The 14,854-nt window shown below is 65.6% G+C and carries 10 protein-coding genes and 1 pseudogene; 2 read left to right on the forward strand and 9 right to left on the reverse strand.

Annotation, left to right across the window (positions count from 1 at the left end):
* Window positions 1–41: 41 nt before the first annotated feature.
* From V5740_RS06725 to araD1, 8 genes and pseudogenes are all read right to left on the reverse strand, one after another.
* Entirely contained in the window at window positions 42–1,145 is a 1,104-nt protein-coding gene (locus tag V5740_RS06725; protein ID WP_347304296.1) for an arabinan endo-1,5-alpha-L-arabinosidase, read from the reverse strand.
* Window positions 1,146–1,209: 64 nt separating this feature from the next.
* Window positions 1,210–4,086: a TonB-dependent receptor gene (locus V5740_RS06730; RefSeq protein ID WP_347304297.1), complete on the reverse strand. Its 2,877-nt coding sequence runs from the start codon at window positions 4,084–4,086 to the stop codon at window positions 1,210–1,212.
* Window positions 4,087–4,216: 130 nt separating this feature from the next.
* Window positions 4,217–5,515 carry a glycoside hydrolase family 27 protein gene (locus tag V5740_RS06735; RefSeq protein ID WP_347304462.1) on the reverse strand — a complete coding sequence of 433 codons (1,299 nt, stop codon included), beginning with the start codon at window positions 5,513–5,515 and terminating at the stop codon, window positions 4,217–4,219.
* A gap of 74 nt (window positions 5,516–5,589) precedes the next feature.
* A pseudogene (locus V5740_RS06740) lies at window positions 5,590–6,624 on the reverse strand (family 43 glycosylhydrolase); the annotation flags it as partial.
* Window positions 6,621–7,670 (reverse strand): arabinan endo-1,5-alpha-L-arabinosidase, encoded by a 1,050-nt coding sequence (locus V5740_RS06745; protein ID WP_347304298.1) that lies wholly within the window; start codon window positions 7,668–7,670, stop codon window positions 6,621–6,623. The pseudogene V5740_RS06740 and the gene V5740_RS06745, both read right to left, overlap by 4 nt.
* Entirely contained in the window at window positions 7,670–9,271 is a 1,602-nt protein-coding gene (locus V5740_RS06750) for an alpha-N-arabinofuranosidase (RefSeq protein WP_347304299.1), read from the reverse strand. The genes V5740_RS06745 and V5740_RS06750 overlap by 1 nt, the downstream gene beginning before the upstream one ends.
* A gap of 34 nt (window positions 9,272–9,305) precedes the next feature.
* Window positions 9,306–10,235 carry a Gfo/Idh/MocA family oxidoreductase gene (locus V5740_RS06755; protein ID WP_347304300.1) on the reverse strand — a complete coding sequence of 310 codons (930 nt, stop codon included), beginning with the start codon at window positions 10,233–10,235 and terminating at the stop codon, window positions 9,306–9,308.
* Complete coding sequence (gene araD1, locus V5740_RS06760; protein ID WP_347304301.1) at window positions 10,236–11,228, reverse strand: AraD1 family protein; 993 nt, start codon at window positions 11,226–11,228, stop codon at window positions 10,236–10,238.
* Between the two features lie 263 nt (window positions 11,229–11,491).
* On the opposite strand from araD1, the gene V5740_RS06765 reads away from it, so the two are divergent.
* Window positions 11,492–12,229 (forward strand): FadR/GntR family transcriptional regulator, encoded by a 738-nt coding sequence (locus tag V5740_RS06765; protein ID WP_347304302.1) that lies wholly within the window; start codon window positions 11,492–11,494, stop codon window positions 12,227–12,229.
* A gap of 37 nt (window positions 12,230–12,266) precedes the next feature.
* Here the strand turns inward: V5740_RS06765 and V5740_RS06770 are convergent, their stop codons facing one another.
* Window positions 12,267–13,520 (reverse strand): sugar MFS transporter, encoded by a 1,254-nt coding sequence (locus V5740_RS06770; protein WP_347304463.1) that lies wholly within the window; start codon window positions 13,518–13,520, stop codon window positions 12,267–12,269.
* A gap of 210 nt (window positions 13,521–13,730) precedes the next feature.
* Between V5740_RS06770 and V5740_RS06775 the strand changes: the two genes are divergently transcribed.
* Window positions 13,731–14,849, forward strand: coding sequence for an aldose epimerase family protein (locus V5740_RS06775; RefSeq protein WP_347304464.1), 1,119 nt, complete (start codon window positions 13,731–13,733; stop codon window positions 14,847–14,849).
* The last annotated feature ends 5 nt before the right edge of the window (window positions 14,850–14,854 follow it).

A 14,854-nucleotide genomic window follows, 5' to 3' on the forward strand; every position in this document is an offset into this window, starting at 1 on the left:
ATGCCGCAAGGGCGCAGCGATCCGCAAGGGGGCCGCTGCGACTATCGCGCGACCGGCCAGCCGTCCGCCCAATCAAGCCGCTGAATCTGCAGCACCGGAAATCCGTTCCGCGTGGTGTCGTAGGCGTGATGGACGATGTAATCCTGACCACCATTGGCGACCACCGCCACATGGCCCCGCCCGACGTAACGGCTGCCGGTGCCCTGCCCGCTTTCGAGCACCACCGTTCCACCGCCATCCATCATCGAGCGGCCGTCCCGGTCAAGATATGGTCCAGTCGGACTGGCCGATCGGCCGACGCGGGTGTTGTACGTGCTGGCCGCGCCCTGACAGCAGGCGTCGAACGACACGAACAGGTAATAGAACCCGCCACGCCTGACTACGAAGGGAGCCTCCACCGCGCCGGGAAACGGACGCGAGGCGATGGACCGGATCGTGTCGCCAGCGCGGCGCATGCCGGTCGCGGGATCGAGTTCGATCAGCTTGATCCCGGTCCAGAAGCTGCCGAACGCCATCCACATGCGGCCATCGGCGTCGGTGAAGACCGCCGGATCGATGGCGTTGTAATTGTCGCTGCTGCGCGACTGGATCACCGGCCCGCGATCCTGCCATGTGGTCGCGGGCGCCGCCGGATTGATCGAGGTGGCGACCGCCATGCCGATGGCGGAGCGGTTCTCGCCAAAGCGCGAGATGGAGTAATACAGCCGGTACTCACCGCCGACCTTCACGATATCAGGGGCCCACATGCCCCCGGTGCCCGGCACCTCGGTCGCCGTCCAGGCGGGCAGCGCGGTGTAGCTGCCACCATGCAGCGTCCAGTCGGTCAGGTTGGGTGAGGTGCGCAGCGCCAGCAGCCCTTCCCGGTCGCCATTGTTACCGGTCGCGAACAGGTAGAACGTGCCGTTATCGTTCAGGATCGCAGGATCGTGCACGGGACCGGTGGCCCCCGTCAGCGCCAGCGTGCCCGATGGCGAAGGCGATGGAGCCGGCGAAGGCGACGAGGAAGGTGATGGCAGGGGTGCCGGCGCCGGCGTAGGTGTCGGGGCGACCAGCAGGCTGTCCCCGTCATAGGTGTCGTCGTCTCCGCCGCATGCCGCCAGGGCGAACAGCAGCGCGGTGGCCGTACCGGCCGCAAGCTTCCTCATCAGGCTTCTCCCATGTCGGGCCGCGCAGGATCTGTCGCCCGTGCTGGCCCGGTCGCCGTCGCCGTCAGTCGAAGGTGTAGCGCACCCCCAGCGCAAAGGTGCGCGGCAGCAGCGTGGTACCCAGATTGTGGGTGTCCTGCCCACCGGCATCCTCGAACTTGTAGTAGCTCTGCTGCAGTTCCTGCGTCAGGTTCACCGCATCGAAGGTGACCCCCAGCTCATCCGTGACTGCGACGGTCAACTGGAAGTCCAGGCTGCTTTCCGGCCGGCGCCACACCCCGATCGGATTGGCGAACAGGCGCGCCTCGTTGTTACTGAGGAACGCCTCGCGCCAGACATAGCTGAGCCGCGCGCCCACCGGGCCGCGATCGTAAGCCAGGGTGACGTTGTACGACAGGTCGGACACGCCGAAGAACGAGCTCTCGTCTTCCCCCACCACATTGCCGGCGGAATCGGTCAGCGGGATGTTCTGGTTGGAATCCAGGATCGTCAGGCTACCCTGTGCGCCCAGGCCGTTCAGCACGCCTGGCAGCTCCGGGAACAGGATGAACCCGAGCTCCGCCCCTTCCAGCACGCCGTTGCTGGCGTTCTCCGGCCGGGTGACGGCGAACACGTTGGTGTTGAGGCCGGTGCCGGGAATGGTCAGAACAGACGTGAACGGGACCACCAGACCGTCGATCTCCCGCCGGAACAGCGTACCGAAGATACCGGTGCTGCGATTGAAGTAATATTCGATGCCGATGTCGTAATTCTTGGAGGTGGTCGGCTGCAGATTGGCGTTGCCGCTGGTACCGCTGCCACGGCCGATGCCGGTAAGATCGCCGACGAGCTGCGGGAACGGGTTCAACTCGCCGAACGCCGGCTGGCGCAGCGTTTCGCCATAATTGAACCGAACACGGAGCTCTGGCGTGATATCCCAGCGCAGGGTCAGCGATGGCAGGACCGCGTCGGTGCTGGCTTCCGCATCGGTGACGATGCCAGTCACCCGATCGGTAAAGGTAAGATCCCTGTCCACCTTCACGTACCGCACGCCACCCTGCACCAGCATCGGGGCACCGAACAGGTCGATCTCCGTATCGAGCTGCAGATAGGCGGCCATGTTCTTCTCATTGATGTCAAAAACATCGACCATGGTCAGGGCGTCGGTAAGCAGGATACCGGGATCAACACTGGAACGGTATAGCTCACGCACGAGATCGGTATTGTCGTAGATGAACTGACCATTGGGGACCAGCCAGGATGTCGGCACGTTGGCCCGGCCCTGGAAGAAGTCCGAATTGGTCTGCTGCAGGTCCGGGGTCAGTTCGTTGAAGCGGACGGGAATACGCGGAGCGGTCGGCGTGACGCCGGCGCGGGTCAGCGCGGGCGCATCCTGCGTCCGGACGGAGTCCATCGCCTTGCGATCGTCGTAGCGGACGCCGAAGCGGATCTCACCGTCGAAGAACTGCTCGAACTCCTGCATGGTGTCGAGATGCGCGGTGAAAGCGCTGCCCCTGGACCGGTTGGCGTTGTCGTAGAACTCTCCAACGGTCCACTGCGCGGGGTCGAGCAGAAGCGAATTGTCGTCAAAATTGTAAGCCGGGAAGCCGTCCCGTTCGTTGAAGTCGACGTTGATCTCGTTCGCCACGCGGTTCAGGCGCATGGCCAGAAACTGCGTGTTGAACTCGCTGTTCTGGTACGACAGGTCGGCCGTGACGTAGCCGGTGTCACCCGTCTCCCAACGGCCGTTCAGCGCATAGACGAAGCTGTCGGTGCGGCTCTTGGTGTAGTCGCCGCTCTGGAACCCGAAAACGCTGCCGACCGTGCGTGACTTGATGATGTTGGTCCCGTCGAATAGCTCGAAAGTGGAGCCGGGGTTAGGCCCCAGATCCTGCCACCAGTCCACGAAGGAGAAGAACAGACTGTTCATCGTGGTCTGCTCGAACCGGTTCCAGAAGAACTCCGCCGTGTAGGTGGAGGTGCTGTTAGGCGACCATTGCAGCGCGGCGCTGACCGCCGGCCGCTCCCGTTCACCCTGCACATCCGGGCTGAACACGGCGTCACGCGACAGATAGTATGGCGTGTCCACCCCACGCAGCCGGAAGGTGGAGCCCGCCTCCGTCGGCAGGCCCCGTTCAGTGCCCGGCTGCCATGCGCCAGTTTCGGGGAACACGCGCTGCAGCGGGGTGAACCCGGTGGCGGGCGGTGGATTCTCCGTTACGAACGGCACCATCGCGCCGGCGGTGATGCTCTGTTCACGGAAGTTGTTCTTCCAGTACGACCCGCTGACCAGCAGGCCCACTTCGCCGATCCCCGTTTCCCACCGGTCACTGACCAGGGCGCTGAGGTTCGGGTTGATGCTTTCGTCCTGCTCCAGATAGATGCCGCGGGCCAAGCCGCTGATGGCGAAGCCGTCGAAATCGAATGGGCGGCGGGTGAACACGTCGATCTGCCCGGCGATGCCGCTCTCGATCTGGCTGGCGGAACGCGTTTTGTAGACATCGATCCGCGAGACGAGGTTCGCGGGGATGTCCGCCAGCGAGAATGAGCGGCCCGAAGCGGTGAAGATGTTGCGCCCGTTCTGTGTGGTCAGCGCATCGCCCAGCCCGCGGATTGAGATGCCCTGCGCTTCGCCGGAGCCGCGGTTGGTGACCTGCACGCCGGTGATCCGCTGCAGCGCCTCGATCACGTTATTGTCCGGCAATTTACCGATGTCTTCTGACACAACCGAATCGACGATCTGCACGGATTCGCGCTTCACATTCAATGCCCCGACAAGGCTGGCGCGTACGCCGGTGACGACGATCTCTTCGCCCTGAGCCTGCGGCGCCGTGTCATTTTCCGTCCGTGCGGTGCTGCCAGTGGCGGGGGATGGTTGGGATGCCTGCTGCGCCAGAGCCGGGTTGGCCAGCACCAACGCGCACGCAGACGCAGACAGCAGCAGCGAAGCTCTCTCGATCATGTCTCTCTCCCTAATGGCTACTTTTGAGCCTTTCATTACTCGGACAACTACGACCGATTTGAGCCGCTCGCAAGCCGTTCTGCAGCAGGAAGAGAAATCGTCGAACTGGCTGTGGGACGTGCGTAAGTCTTCAAACCAGGCGCAGCAGCAATGCCCCATGCGGCTCGACCCGCTTGCCAAGCCGACCTTCCGCGATCGGCAGCGCGGTGCTGGCCCATATGTCGGTGGCGCTCTTTGCCGCGCTCAGCCCCACATCCGTCAGCGCAACCGACAAATCTTGCGGCTCCTTGTCCAAGTTGAACACGGCGAGCCACGCATGCACTCCGTCGGCACTGCGCGCGGTCCACACGCGCAAGCCGTCCTTCAGAAAGTGCGGACGATTGTCGTGGCTGGACTGGTTCAGCGCGATCACTGCGGGGTTGGTCAACAGCGCCAGCGTGGCATCGTCGAGGTGGCGCAGATCCCCGCCCATGATGAGCGGACTGCGGGCGATCGCCCACAGCGTCATCAGCGTCCGCTGCTCCGCCGGGGTGAAGCGGGTATCCCGCTCCCCGAGCGCGAGGCGCCCCAGCGGCAGCATGTCGGCATCGGGCCAGCTACCCGGCGCGACATGCGGGTGCCAATTCTCCAGCCGGGTGAACTGCGCCTCCAGCATGCCCCAGTCATCCCAGAAATCGTCGGAGATGCGCCACATCTGCGCGTGGCGGCGCACATGGTCGGCGCGCGTCACCGGCGTCTCCCCCGGTGAAAGGCTCAGCACGATGGGTCGCCCGGCCCGGTCGATGGCCCGGTGCGCCGCCTCGATCTCCGCCGCATGCGCGTCATACGGGCGGCTCATGTCATCCATCTTTATGAAGTCGACGCCCCACTCGGCATATTGCCGGAAGATCCCGTCATACCAGTCCTGCGCGCCGGGACGGCCCATGGCGACGCCGTACATGTCCGGGTTCCACGAACAGATGCTGGAGGTATCGGCGATCTCCGCCGCGCGCACGCCGCTACTGCCGAACACCGGCAGGTTCTGCATCACTGCGGCGCGCGGGATGCCGCGCATGACGTGGATGCCGAAGCGCAGGCCCAGCGCATGGACCTGCTCCGCCAGCCGGGCGAAACCGCTGCCATCCGCGGCGGAGGGGAAGCGGTTGGGCGCGGGCTGCAACCGACCCCAGCGATCCATCGCGGGCTGCGGCCGGGCATTGTAGGTGTAGCTGCGCGCGTCCGGCTCATACCACTGGATATCGACGGTGAACACGTCGTAGCCCGCCGGCAGCAGCTTGTCCGCCATGATGCGGGCTGTTTCCAGCGCCTGCTCCTCCGTGATGGTGGTGGCAAAGCTGTTCCAGCTGTTCCAGCCCATTGGCGGGGTCGGCGCCAGCGTAGCGGCGGCGGCGGGCACCTGCGCGCCTGTCGTCATCGAAGTCATCGCCATGGCGCCGGCCCCGGCGCCCCCTGCCCGCAGCAGGGTTCGCCGGTCCAGCGCCATCGTCACGCGCCCAGGCTGGCGGGCAGCGGCCCGTTCGCCACAGGAGCGCCAAATTGCGGCACACCATCGGCGCTGTAGGTGAAGTACTGCACCCGCGTGTGGCGATTGGGGTCGAGCAGCGGATCGCCCTCGATCTCCCGGTAGTCGCGTCCGTGATAGACCAGCACGTCACGCCCCGCCGCATCTACGGTGAAGCTGTTGTGCCCCGGACCGTACACGCTGTTTTCCGGGCTGGAGCGGAACACCGGCTCCGGCGACTTGGTCCAAACGGCCGGATCCATGATGTCGGCATCGTCGCGCGCGGTCAGCAGGCCTAGGCAATAGCGGTCATCGGTCGCGCTGGCGCTGTAGGTCATGAACAGGCGGCCGTTCCGGGCCAGGATCGCCGGTGCCTCCGCCACCTTGTAGCCGCGCACCTCCCACGGCAGCGTCGGCACGGTCAGGCGCGCCGGCGGCGCGGCAAAGGTCAGCGGGCTGGCCATCGGCGCGAGATAGAGGTTGGAATTGGTATCGATCCCCGGCTCCTTCTGCGCCCACGCCATGTAGCGGGTGCCGCGATGGTGGAAGATCGTGCTGTCGAGGTTGAAGCTGTCCCACGGGGTTTGCAACTGCCCAAGGACAGTGAAGTCGCCTGCCATGGCATCGGCGCTGTCGGTGGCGACGGCATAGGTGCGGATGCGGAAAGGGTCCTCCCCGCCGCCGGCTGGCCCGGCAGCGAAATACATCACCCACTTGCCGTCGACCCAGTGCAGTTCGGGCGCCCACAGGAAGCCGGACATCGGCCCGCTCGCCTGATGGTGCCACAGCACCCGCTCCTCCGCCGTGGCGAGGCCCGCGATGGTGGCGGCGCGGCGCAGCACCAGGCGGTCATACTCGGGCACCGAACCGGTCATGTAGTACATGCCATCCGTGTGGCGGAAGACCTGCGCGTCGGCACGGTTGCGTACCAGCGGATTGCCGGCGACGGCACCCCGCCCGTCGGGCATCGTGGTACAGGCGGCAAGGCCGCTGGCCGTGCTGCCGGCCAGGAACAGCCGGCGGGTCAGATGGATCATTCGCTCTCTCCCTTGTCGTCGATCCCGATCACCTGCGGCCAGCCATCCTCGCCCCAAGCGATGCGGCCGACCTGCAGCGTCGGGATGCCATTGTTCTGCTTGTCGTAAGCGTGCCAGACCAGGACGTCGGTTCCGTCCACGTCGCGCATCGCGCCGGCATGACCAGGGCCGCGAAATCGCTCCTGTTCCGGCAGGTCGGCGCGCAGCAGAATCGTGCCCCCGCCCTCCAGCATGCTGGAGCCGTCCTTGCCCAGGTAGGGCCCGGTGATCTCCTGCGCGCGGCCGACCACGGTGTAGTAGGTGCTGTTAGCGCCCTTGCAGCAGTAATCGTATGACGCGATCAGCCAGTACCAGCCACCGTGATCGATGATGAATGGCGCCTCCACCGGCGCCGGCCCGCCCGCAGGTGCCGGGCGGCGGGCGATGGCGATCGGCTCCGCCGTGGTATCGGCCGGCTTGCCAGTGGCGGAATCCAGCCGGAAGAGCTTCAGCCCCGTCCAGAAACTGCCCAGCGCCAGCCAGTGATCGCCATCCCGATCCACCACGAAGTTGGGATCGATGGCGTTAAAGTCGGACTGCGGCGTGGACTGCACCACCAACCCCTCGTCCCGCCAGCCATAATCAGGACTTTTCGGGTCCAGCGTAGCGCTGGTGGCAAGGCCGATGGCCGATTGGTTGGAGCCGAAAGACGACACCGAATAGTACAGCCTATACCGCCCATTGACGTAGCTGATGTCGGGCGCCCACAGGTCCCGCGCCTTGGGCACCGCCTGCGTCGCCCAGGCGGGCAGCTCGGCGATCAGCGATGGCCCTGCAGTCCATTGTCGCAGGTCGGGCGAAGTGAGGCTCGGCACGAACCCCTCCTGCCCGCGCCTGCGTCCCGTGGCGAAGACGTAGTATGTGTCCCCTTCACGGATGACCACCGGGTCGTGCACCGGCGCGACATCGCCGGTCGGCACGCCGGGCGCCAACGGCACCGCAGTCTCCTGCGCCGCGGCCGGGCAGGCGAGCCATGCCAGCAGCGCTGCGGCAAGACCTGCGCGCATCAGCGCAGGTCCAGCATCACCACCGACTTGGCCGGCAGCGTCACCGTCAACGTATCGCCCTGCACACTCGCGCCGCTGAACGCGGCTGGCTGCACCGCTTCCGGCGCGTCGAACGTGTTCAGCGCCGTCATTGTGTCAGCGGTCAATACCCGGCCGCTGGCGGTGCCCGCCTGCAAACCCTGCAGCCGGACGGTGACGGTGGATGGGCGGTCGGGATCAGCATTCGCCAGCCCCATATGCACAACGCCATCAGTGCCGCGGACCGCTGAGGCGCTGACCGCCGGCAGGATGGAGGCGCCGGCAGCATAGTAGGGCGACTGCACCTCCACCGGCAGCACGTTTCCGTCCATGTAGTCGCGGTACATGTGGAAGACATGATAGGTCGGCGTCAGCACCATCTTCGGACCGTCGGTCAGGATCATGGCCTGCAGCACGTTCACCATCTGCGCTATCGCAGACATCTTCACCCGGTCGGCATGCTTGGCGAAGATGTTGAGGTGGATGGCAGCGACCAGCGCATCGCGTAGCGTGTTCTGCTGCCGCAGGAAGCCGGGCGTGGTACCAGGGTCCTGCGCATACCAGGTGCCCCATTCATCCACTGCCAGCCAGATGCGCTTGTCGGGATCGTACCGATCCATGATGGCCGTGTGCCGGGTGATGAGGTCGTCCATCCGATATGCCTCGGCCAGCGTCAGCGCCCAGCCATTCGCATCGAAGTCGGTCGCGCTGGCGCGCGGCGGCCAGCCGCCCGGCACCGTGTAGTAATGGAGCGAGAGCGCGTCGATCTGGCGCGACGCCTCCCGGATCAGCACCTCCGTCCAGTTGTAGTCGTCGACATTGGCGCCGGCGGCGATCTTCAGGATGCGCGTGCCGCGCGGTGCCTTGATGAAGGTGGCGTAGCGGCGCGTCAGGTCGGCGGCATATTCTGCCCGCATATTGCCCCCGCAGCCCCATAGCTCGTTGCCGACGCCGAAGTAGGGAACTGCCCACGGTTCGGGATGGCCGTTCGCCGCGCGTTCGTCCGCCAGGCTCCCGGCGGGCGCGGTCATGTATTCGATCCACTCGGCCATTTCCTGAGGCGTGCCGTTGCCGACATTGCCCGCGACGTAGGCCTCCGCGCCAAGCAGTTCGACCAAGTCCATGAACTCATGGGTGCCCACCGTGTTGGGCTCAGTCACGCCGCCCCAATGGGTGTTGATCTTGACTGGCCGGTCGCGCTTGGGCCCGATCCCCTCGCGCCAATGATACTCGTCGGCGAAGCAGCCGCCCGGCCAGCGGACCACCGGCACGCGCAACTCGCGCAGGGCGCCGATCACATCGTCGCGGAAGCCGCGCGTGCTGGGGATGGCGCGATCGTTGCCGACCCACAGCCCGCCATAGATGCCAGTCCCCAGATGCTCCGCAAACTGGGTGAAGATGCGCTTGTCGTAGACCGGACCGGGCGTGTCCGCGCGCACGGTGATCGTAGCGGTTCCCGCCGCCGGAAGCGACGGAACAGCCGGACGCTGCGCCGCATCCTGCGCCATGGCAGGCGACAGGATGGCGAGCGGCGTCGCGGCCAGCAGCAACGCGGTGGCGAGGCGGCGGCAGGTTCTCAGCATTGGTAACTCTCCGCTGTATGTTTTTGGTATCAGGTCAGTCGTGGAACTCTTCCACCGTGTGGATCTCACCCCGCAGGAATGCGTCGGCAACCAGTTGCAGCGGCCGTACATCGGCTTCACTGCGGCCGGCTGCCACCAGTTCGGCGAAGCGGGCGTAAAGGCCGGGATATTCCCGGTCCGGCGCGCGCATTTCCTCGCCATCCAGCACCAGCACCGCGCCCCCTTCGCTGAGGCGCAGCGGACCGGCATCGGTCTCCACGTCGATGTCCCAGCTTTGCGGGCCGGTTTGGCGGAAGTCGAAATCGGCGGAGACGGGCACCCCGCCGCCCGACCGGAACTGGATGCGCGCAGCGATCGGGCTGGCGCAATTGGCCGGCCGTTCAAGCACCGCCTCCGTCAAGAAGAAGTGCCACGGCAGGATTTGCGTTGCGATGGAGAGGGCGTTGATGCCGGGATCGAACACGCCCAGGCCGCCGGCTTCCCAGATCCAGTGCTGACCGGGATGCCACACACGAACATCCTCCCGCCAGGTGATGGTGACACCGGTGATGGCCTTGTCGGCTAGCCACTCCTCCGCCCGCGCGACGCCGGCGGCGAAGCGGGAGTGCCAGCTGGCGAACAGCGTCCGGCCGGCCTTGTCCGCCTCCGCCTGCAGCGCGGCCACCTCCGACACGGTAGCGCCCGGCGGCTTCTCCAGGAAGACGTGCAGCCCCCCTGCCAGCGCCTGATGTGCCAAATCGTAACGGACCTGCGGCGGGGTACACAGCGCCACGGCGTCAATCGACGGGCCCTCTGCCAGCAGCGTGTCCAGCGTATCAAACGTCGGCACGCCGTCGACATGGACGTGGCTGCGACTGACGAGCGCAACCAGTTCAAACCGGGGATCGGCGGCAATGGCGGGCAGATGCTGGTCGCGCGCGATCTTGCCCACGCCAACAATGGCGATGCGGATCGGGTCGGCCACTTACAGCTCCCGCACGGTAACGTTTGCCGCCGCCGCCCGCCGCAGCGGATTGCGCAGCGGCAGGGTGAACGGAGCCGCCTCGATCTCGAACTCGTCGCCTTCCTGCGTCTTCACGGCATCGCTGAACGACAGGGTCGCGGTCCCAAAGAAGTGGACGTGTACGTCGCCCGGACGGCGGAACAGATCGTACTTGAAGTGGTGGTGTTCCAGGTTCGCCAGGCTGTGCGACATGTTCGCCTCGCCCGACAGGAACGGCTTTTCCCACAGCACCGCGCCATCGCGGTGAATGCGGCTCATGCCCTCAATATGGGAGGGCGGCGGGCCGAGCAGCAGCTCCGGCCCGAGGGATGCCTGGCGCAATTTGGAATGGGCCAGCCACAGGTAATTATGCCGCTCTGTCACGTGGTCGCTGAATTCATTGCCGAGGCACAGGCCAAGGCGGTGCGGCGTGCCGTCAGGCCCGATCAGGTAAATGCCGGCAAGCTCCGGCTCCTCGCCACCATCTTGCGCGAAATGCGGCATGGTCAGCGCAGCGCCGGGACCGACCAGCTGCGACCCGTCGCCCTTGTAGAACCATTCGGGCTGCTGGCCGACCGCACCGGCGGCGGGCTTGCCGCCTTCCAGCCCTTCCAGGAACATGCGCATGGAATCGGTCTGCTTCTCTGCCGCAGCCGCCTCCCGGTGCATCTTGTCGCGTCCCTCGGCAGAGCCGAGGTGCGTCAGGCCCGTGCCGGTCAGCTGCACATGGGCAGGATCGGCATGATCGATCGGCGCGATGATGCGCCCGGCCGCCAGCTCGGCCGCCGGATCGATCGCCTCACCGCGGCCGGCATCGTCCACCACCTGCGTCAGCGTGCTGCCGGCGCCGATCGCCTGTTCGGCCAGCGCGCGGATAGTGGTGGCGCCGGGCACCAACCAGGCCTCATCCCCATGCGCTGCGATAACGGAGCGGGTACCGTCGGCGGCACGATGTTGCAGCAGGCGCAGATACATCAGGTCATCCTCTGTTGGGCGTGCCGCCCCTGCGACACTGCCAGCGATTGGGTCCAAATGTCAGACCACGTCAAGTGCCGGCATCATGTCCAAGTGACCCGACCCATGCACGTGACCTATCGAAATGAAGCGCCTAAGCGATCTTTTACTCGGACATATCTGTCGAGTGCGGGCTTGGCAATGTTTGCCGTTGCAAGCAGGCGAAGCTTTGATACGCAGGTGCCATGACGGAGAGTGAGGGCAGAACGCCTAGTGTCGAGCCCATGAAAGAGGGTGCAGAAACGGTCGGCACGCCGGTACGGCGCGGCACCGGCCGAAGGCTGCATGGCGCGATCGCGCACAAGCTCGGCACCGCGATCGTTTCCGGGCAATACCAACCCGGCGATGTGCTGACGGGCGAAGTCGCCTTCTCCGAGGCGCTGGACGTCTCGCGTAGCGCATATCGAGAGGCGATCCAGGTTCTGTCGGCGAAGGGGTTGGTGGAAAGCCGCCCAAAGGCGGGCACCCGCGTGCTGCCGCGCAATCGCTGGAACCTGCTGGATCCGGACGTGCTCGCCTGGGCCTTCGGCGGCTCACCCGATATCAGCTTCGTGCGCAACCTGTTTGAACTGCGCGCGATCGTGGAGCCTGCGGCGGCGCGGCTGGCGGCGGAACGGCGGACGCGCGATGATGTGCGCTTGCTGAAGGATGCGCTGGCCCGGATGCGCCGTCATACCTTGGCGACGGACGAAGGGCGGGCAGCGGACCGCGATTTCCATACCGCGATCCTGCAAGCCACCGGCAATGACGCGCTGGTGGTGTTGAGCGCCAGCATCGGCGCCGCCGTCAGCTGGACCACCCGCTTCAAGATGCGCGCGCGTGATCTGCCGCGCAATCCGCTGCCCGATCATGCCCGGGTGGCTGACGCGATCGCTGCCGGCGATCCCGCCGCGGCGGAGGAGACGATGCGCCAGCTGGTCGAACTGGCGCTGGAGGATACGCGGATCTCGATGGTGGAGTGAAGCGTCGCAACGCTTCGCTCCACCATGTGACGCTGTTTCAGACCACCTGCTGCGGTGGCAGGGCGTTGGTCGGGCGCGCACCCCACACGGCGTAGAGCACCACCAGGATCTCGCACACCACCGTCAGCAGGAACGACCATTGCAGACCGTAGGCATCCGCCAGCACGCCCTGCACCGCCACCAGCGCACCGCCAGCGATCGCCATGATGATGAGTCCGGAACCCTCCTCCGTCAGCGGGCCAAGGCCACGGATGCCGAGGGTGAAGATCGTCGGGAACATGATGGAGTGGAACAGGCCCACGCTGATCAGCGCCCACATCGCCGTCTCGCCAGATGCGAAGGTGGCGATCGTCATCACGATCGTCGCGCCGATCCCGGCGATCGCCAGCGCATGCGCCGGGTCCATCTTCTGCATGGCAAAGGCGCCGACCAGACGGCCGACCATCATGCCGCCCCATAGCAAGAACAGGTAATTGGATGCCTGCTGGTGCGTCAGGTTGCCGATGTCGGGTTGCGACACGAAGTTGATGAACAGGTTGCCGACCCCGATCTCCGCCAGCAGGTAGGCGATCATCGCCGGGATCGCGAGCACCAAGTTGCGATGCGCCCACAGCGACTGACCACGCCGCTCCTCCTTGGCCGAGCGCTGCGTGGCGGCACCCAAAGCCGGGAACGGGAAGCGCGCGATAACCAGCGCTAGCACCGCCAGCACCGCCGCCACCATCAAGTAAGGCAGGATAACCGATTGCGCATCAGCCAGCCGCTCCGCCTCGGTCAGCACCACCTCGCCCGCAGTGGACGTGCCGGAAGTCGTGCGGCCAAGGATCAGGTATCCGCCAAACAGCGGAGCCAGCGTCGCGCCGGCGGAGTTGAACGCCTGTACCAGGTTGAGGCGAGAGGATGCCGTCTCGGGCGAACCCACGACCGCCACATACGGGTTGGCCGCAACCTGCAGCAACGTGATGCCGCTGGCGATCACGAACAGCGCGAACAGGGTGACCCCGTAGGACGGGATCATCGCCGCCGGTACCATCAGCAGCGCGCCGCCCGCCATCATGCCCAGCCCGGCGACCATCGAACGCTGATATCCGATCCGCTCGATCAGCTTGGCCGAGGGGATGGAGGCGAAGAAGTAGGCGATGAACCACACGCTTTCAATCAGCGTGGTCTGGAAATACGACAGCTCGAACACGGATCGCAGATGCGGCAGCAGCGTGCCGTTGATGACCGTGATGAAGCCCCACATGAAGAACAGGCTGGCCAGCAAGGTCAGTGCCGGTCGGTAATTCATCCCCGGCTGCGTCGCCCCTGTCACGGCAGGCGCACCTGTGGTCGGCAATGCCATCGCGTCACTCTCCCTGTATCTGCACTGCCGGCGATTTCCGCCGCCGGAGCGATCAAATCCTTGCCTCGCCTTTTTTAGTCCGACTATATAGCCCGATAAGGCTAGTCAACGATGATGGGAGAGAACATGCGGGAGCTTGCCATGTCACGGCGAATGATGTCGCTGGTTGCGCTGTTCCTTTCGGGCACTGCCCCGGCGCTTGCCGGCGACATGGTGCGAGAGGAGGCAGGGCGCCTGCCCGGGGGGGCCGTGATAGAGGCTGTCACGCTCACCAACGACAATGGCGTTTCCGCCCGTATCCTCACCTACGGCGCCACGCTACAATCGCTGATCGCGCCTGATCGCAACGGCAACCGCGCCGATGTGCTGCTGGGCTACGATACCGCCGCCGGATACGTCGAGACACCCAACTATTTCGGCGTAACCGTAGGCCGCTATGCCAATCGCATCGCGAACGGCCGCTTCTCCATAGACGGGCAGAACTACCAGGTGCCACAGAACGACGGCACGAACTCCCTCCATGGTGGTGGAGCTGGTTTCGACAAGCAGAACTGGCAAATCTCCAGTGCCACCAGCGGCACAACTCCGAGCGTGGTCATGACGCTGAACAGCCCGGACGGTGATTCCGGGTATCCTGGTGCGGTGACGGCGACAGTCACCTATACGCTCGACAATCAAGGCAATCTGGCGATTACCTTCACAGCCGAGACGACCAAGCCGACCGTCATAAATATGACAAATCATGCCATCTTCAATCTGGCAGGTGAAGGCATGCCGGGCGGCATCGAAGGGCATCGGCTGACCATCCCTGCCGCGCGCTACACTCCGGTGTCGGAAATCCTGATCCCCACCGGTGAACTCGCGCCGGTTGCCGGCACACCGTTCGACTTCCGCCAGCCCAAATACATGGCCTGGGGCCTGCGTGACGGTACGAACGAACAGATCCGTTATGGCCGCGGCTTCGACCACAACTGGGCGCTGGACAAGGGCCTGACCGCCGAACCGCAGCTTGCCGCCCGTCTGGAGGATCCGCACTCTGGCCGCGTGCTGGAGGTGCTGACCACGGAGCCGGGCGTGCAGATGTATGCGGGTAACTTTCTGGATGGCACGCTGGTCGGCAAGAATGGCCACCTGTACCGCATGGGTGACGGCATCGCGCTGGAACCGCAGAAGTTCCCCGATGCGCCCAATCAGTCCGCCTTTGTTTCCCCTCGGGTCGATCCCGGCACGCCATACCGTCATGCCATGATCTACCGGATAACCACTGCGCGTTAAGGACG

Origin of the sequence: Croceibacterium sp. TMG7-5b_MA50 (genome assembly GCF_039830145.1) — a bacterium.
GTDB lineage: Bacteria > Pseudomonadota > Alphaproteobacteria > Sphingomonadales > Sphingomonadaceae > Croceibacterium.

Coding starts and splice junctions, on each gene's coding strand:
- V5740_RS06750 (WP_347304299.1), bottom strand. CDS start 9,271: ATGCTGAGAACCTGCCGCCGCCTCGCCACCGCGTTGCTGCTGGCCGCG.
- araD1 (WP_347304301.1), bottom strand. CDS start 11,228: ATGTATCTGCGCCTGCTGCAACATCGTGCCGCCGACGGTACCCGCTCC.
- V5740_RS06745 (WP_347304298.1), bottom strand. CDS start 7,670: ATGCGCGCAGGTCTTGCCGCAGCGCTGCTGGCATGGCTCGCCTGCCCG.
- V5740_RS06725 (WP_347304296.1), bottom strand. CDS start 1,145: ATGAGGAAGCTTGCGGCCGGTACGGCCACCGCGCTGCTGTTCGCCCTG.
- V5740_RS06730 (WP_347304297.1), bottom strand. CDS start 4,086: ATGATCGAGAGAGCTTCGCTGCTGCTGTCTGCGTCTGCGTGCGCGTTG.
- V5740_RS06770 (WP_347304463.1), bottom strand. CDS start 13,520: ATGAATTACCGACCGGCACTGACCTTGCTGGCCAGCCTGTTCTTCATG.
- V5740_RS06765 (WP_347304302.1), top strand. CDS start 11,492: ATGAAAGAGGGTGCAGAAACGGTCGGCACGCCGGTACGGCGCGGCACC.
- V5740_RS06735 (WP_347304462.1), bottom strand. CDS start 5,515: ATGGCGATGACTTCGATGACGACAGGCGCGCAGGTGCCCGCCGCCGCC.
- V5740_RS06775 (WP_347304464.1), top strand. CDS start 13,731: ATGTCGCTGGTTGCGCTGTTCCTTTCGGGCACTGCCCCGGCGCTTGCC.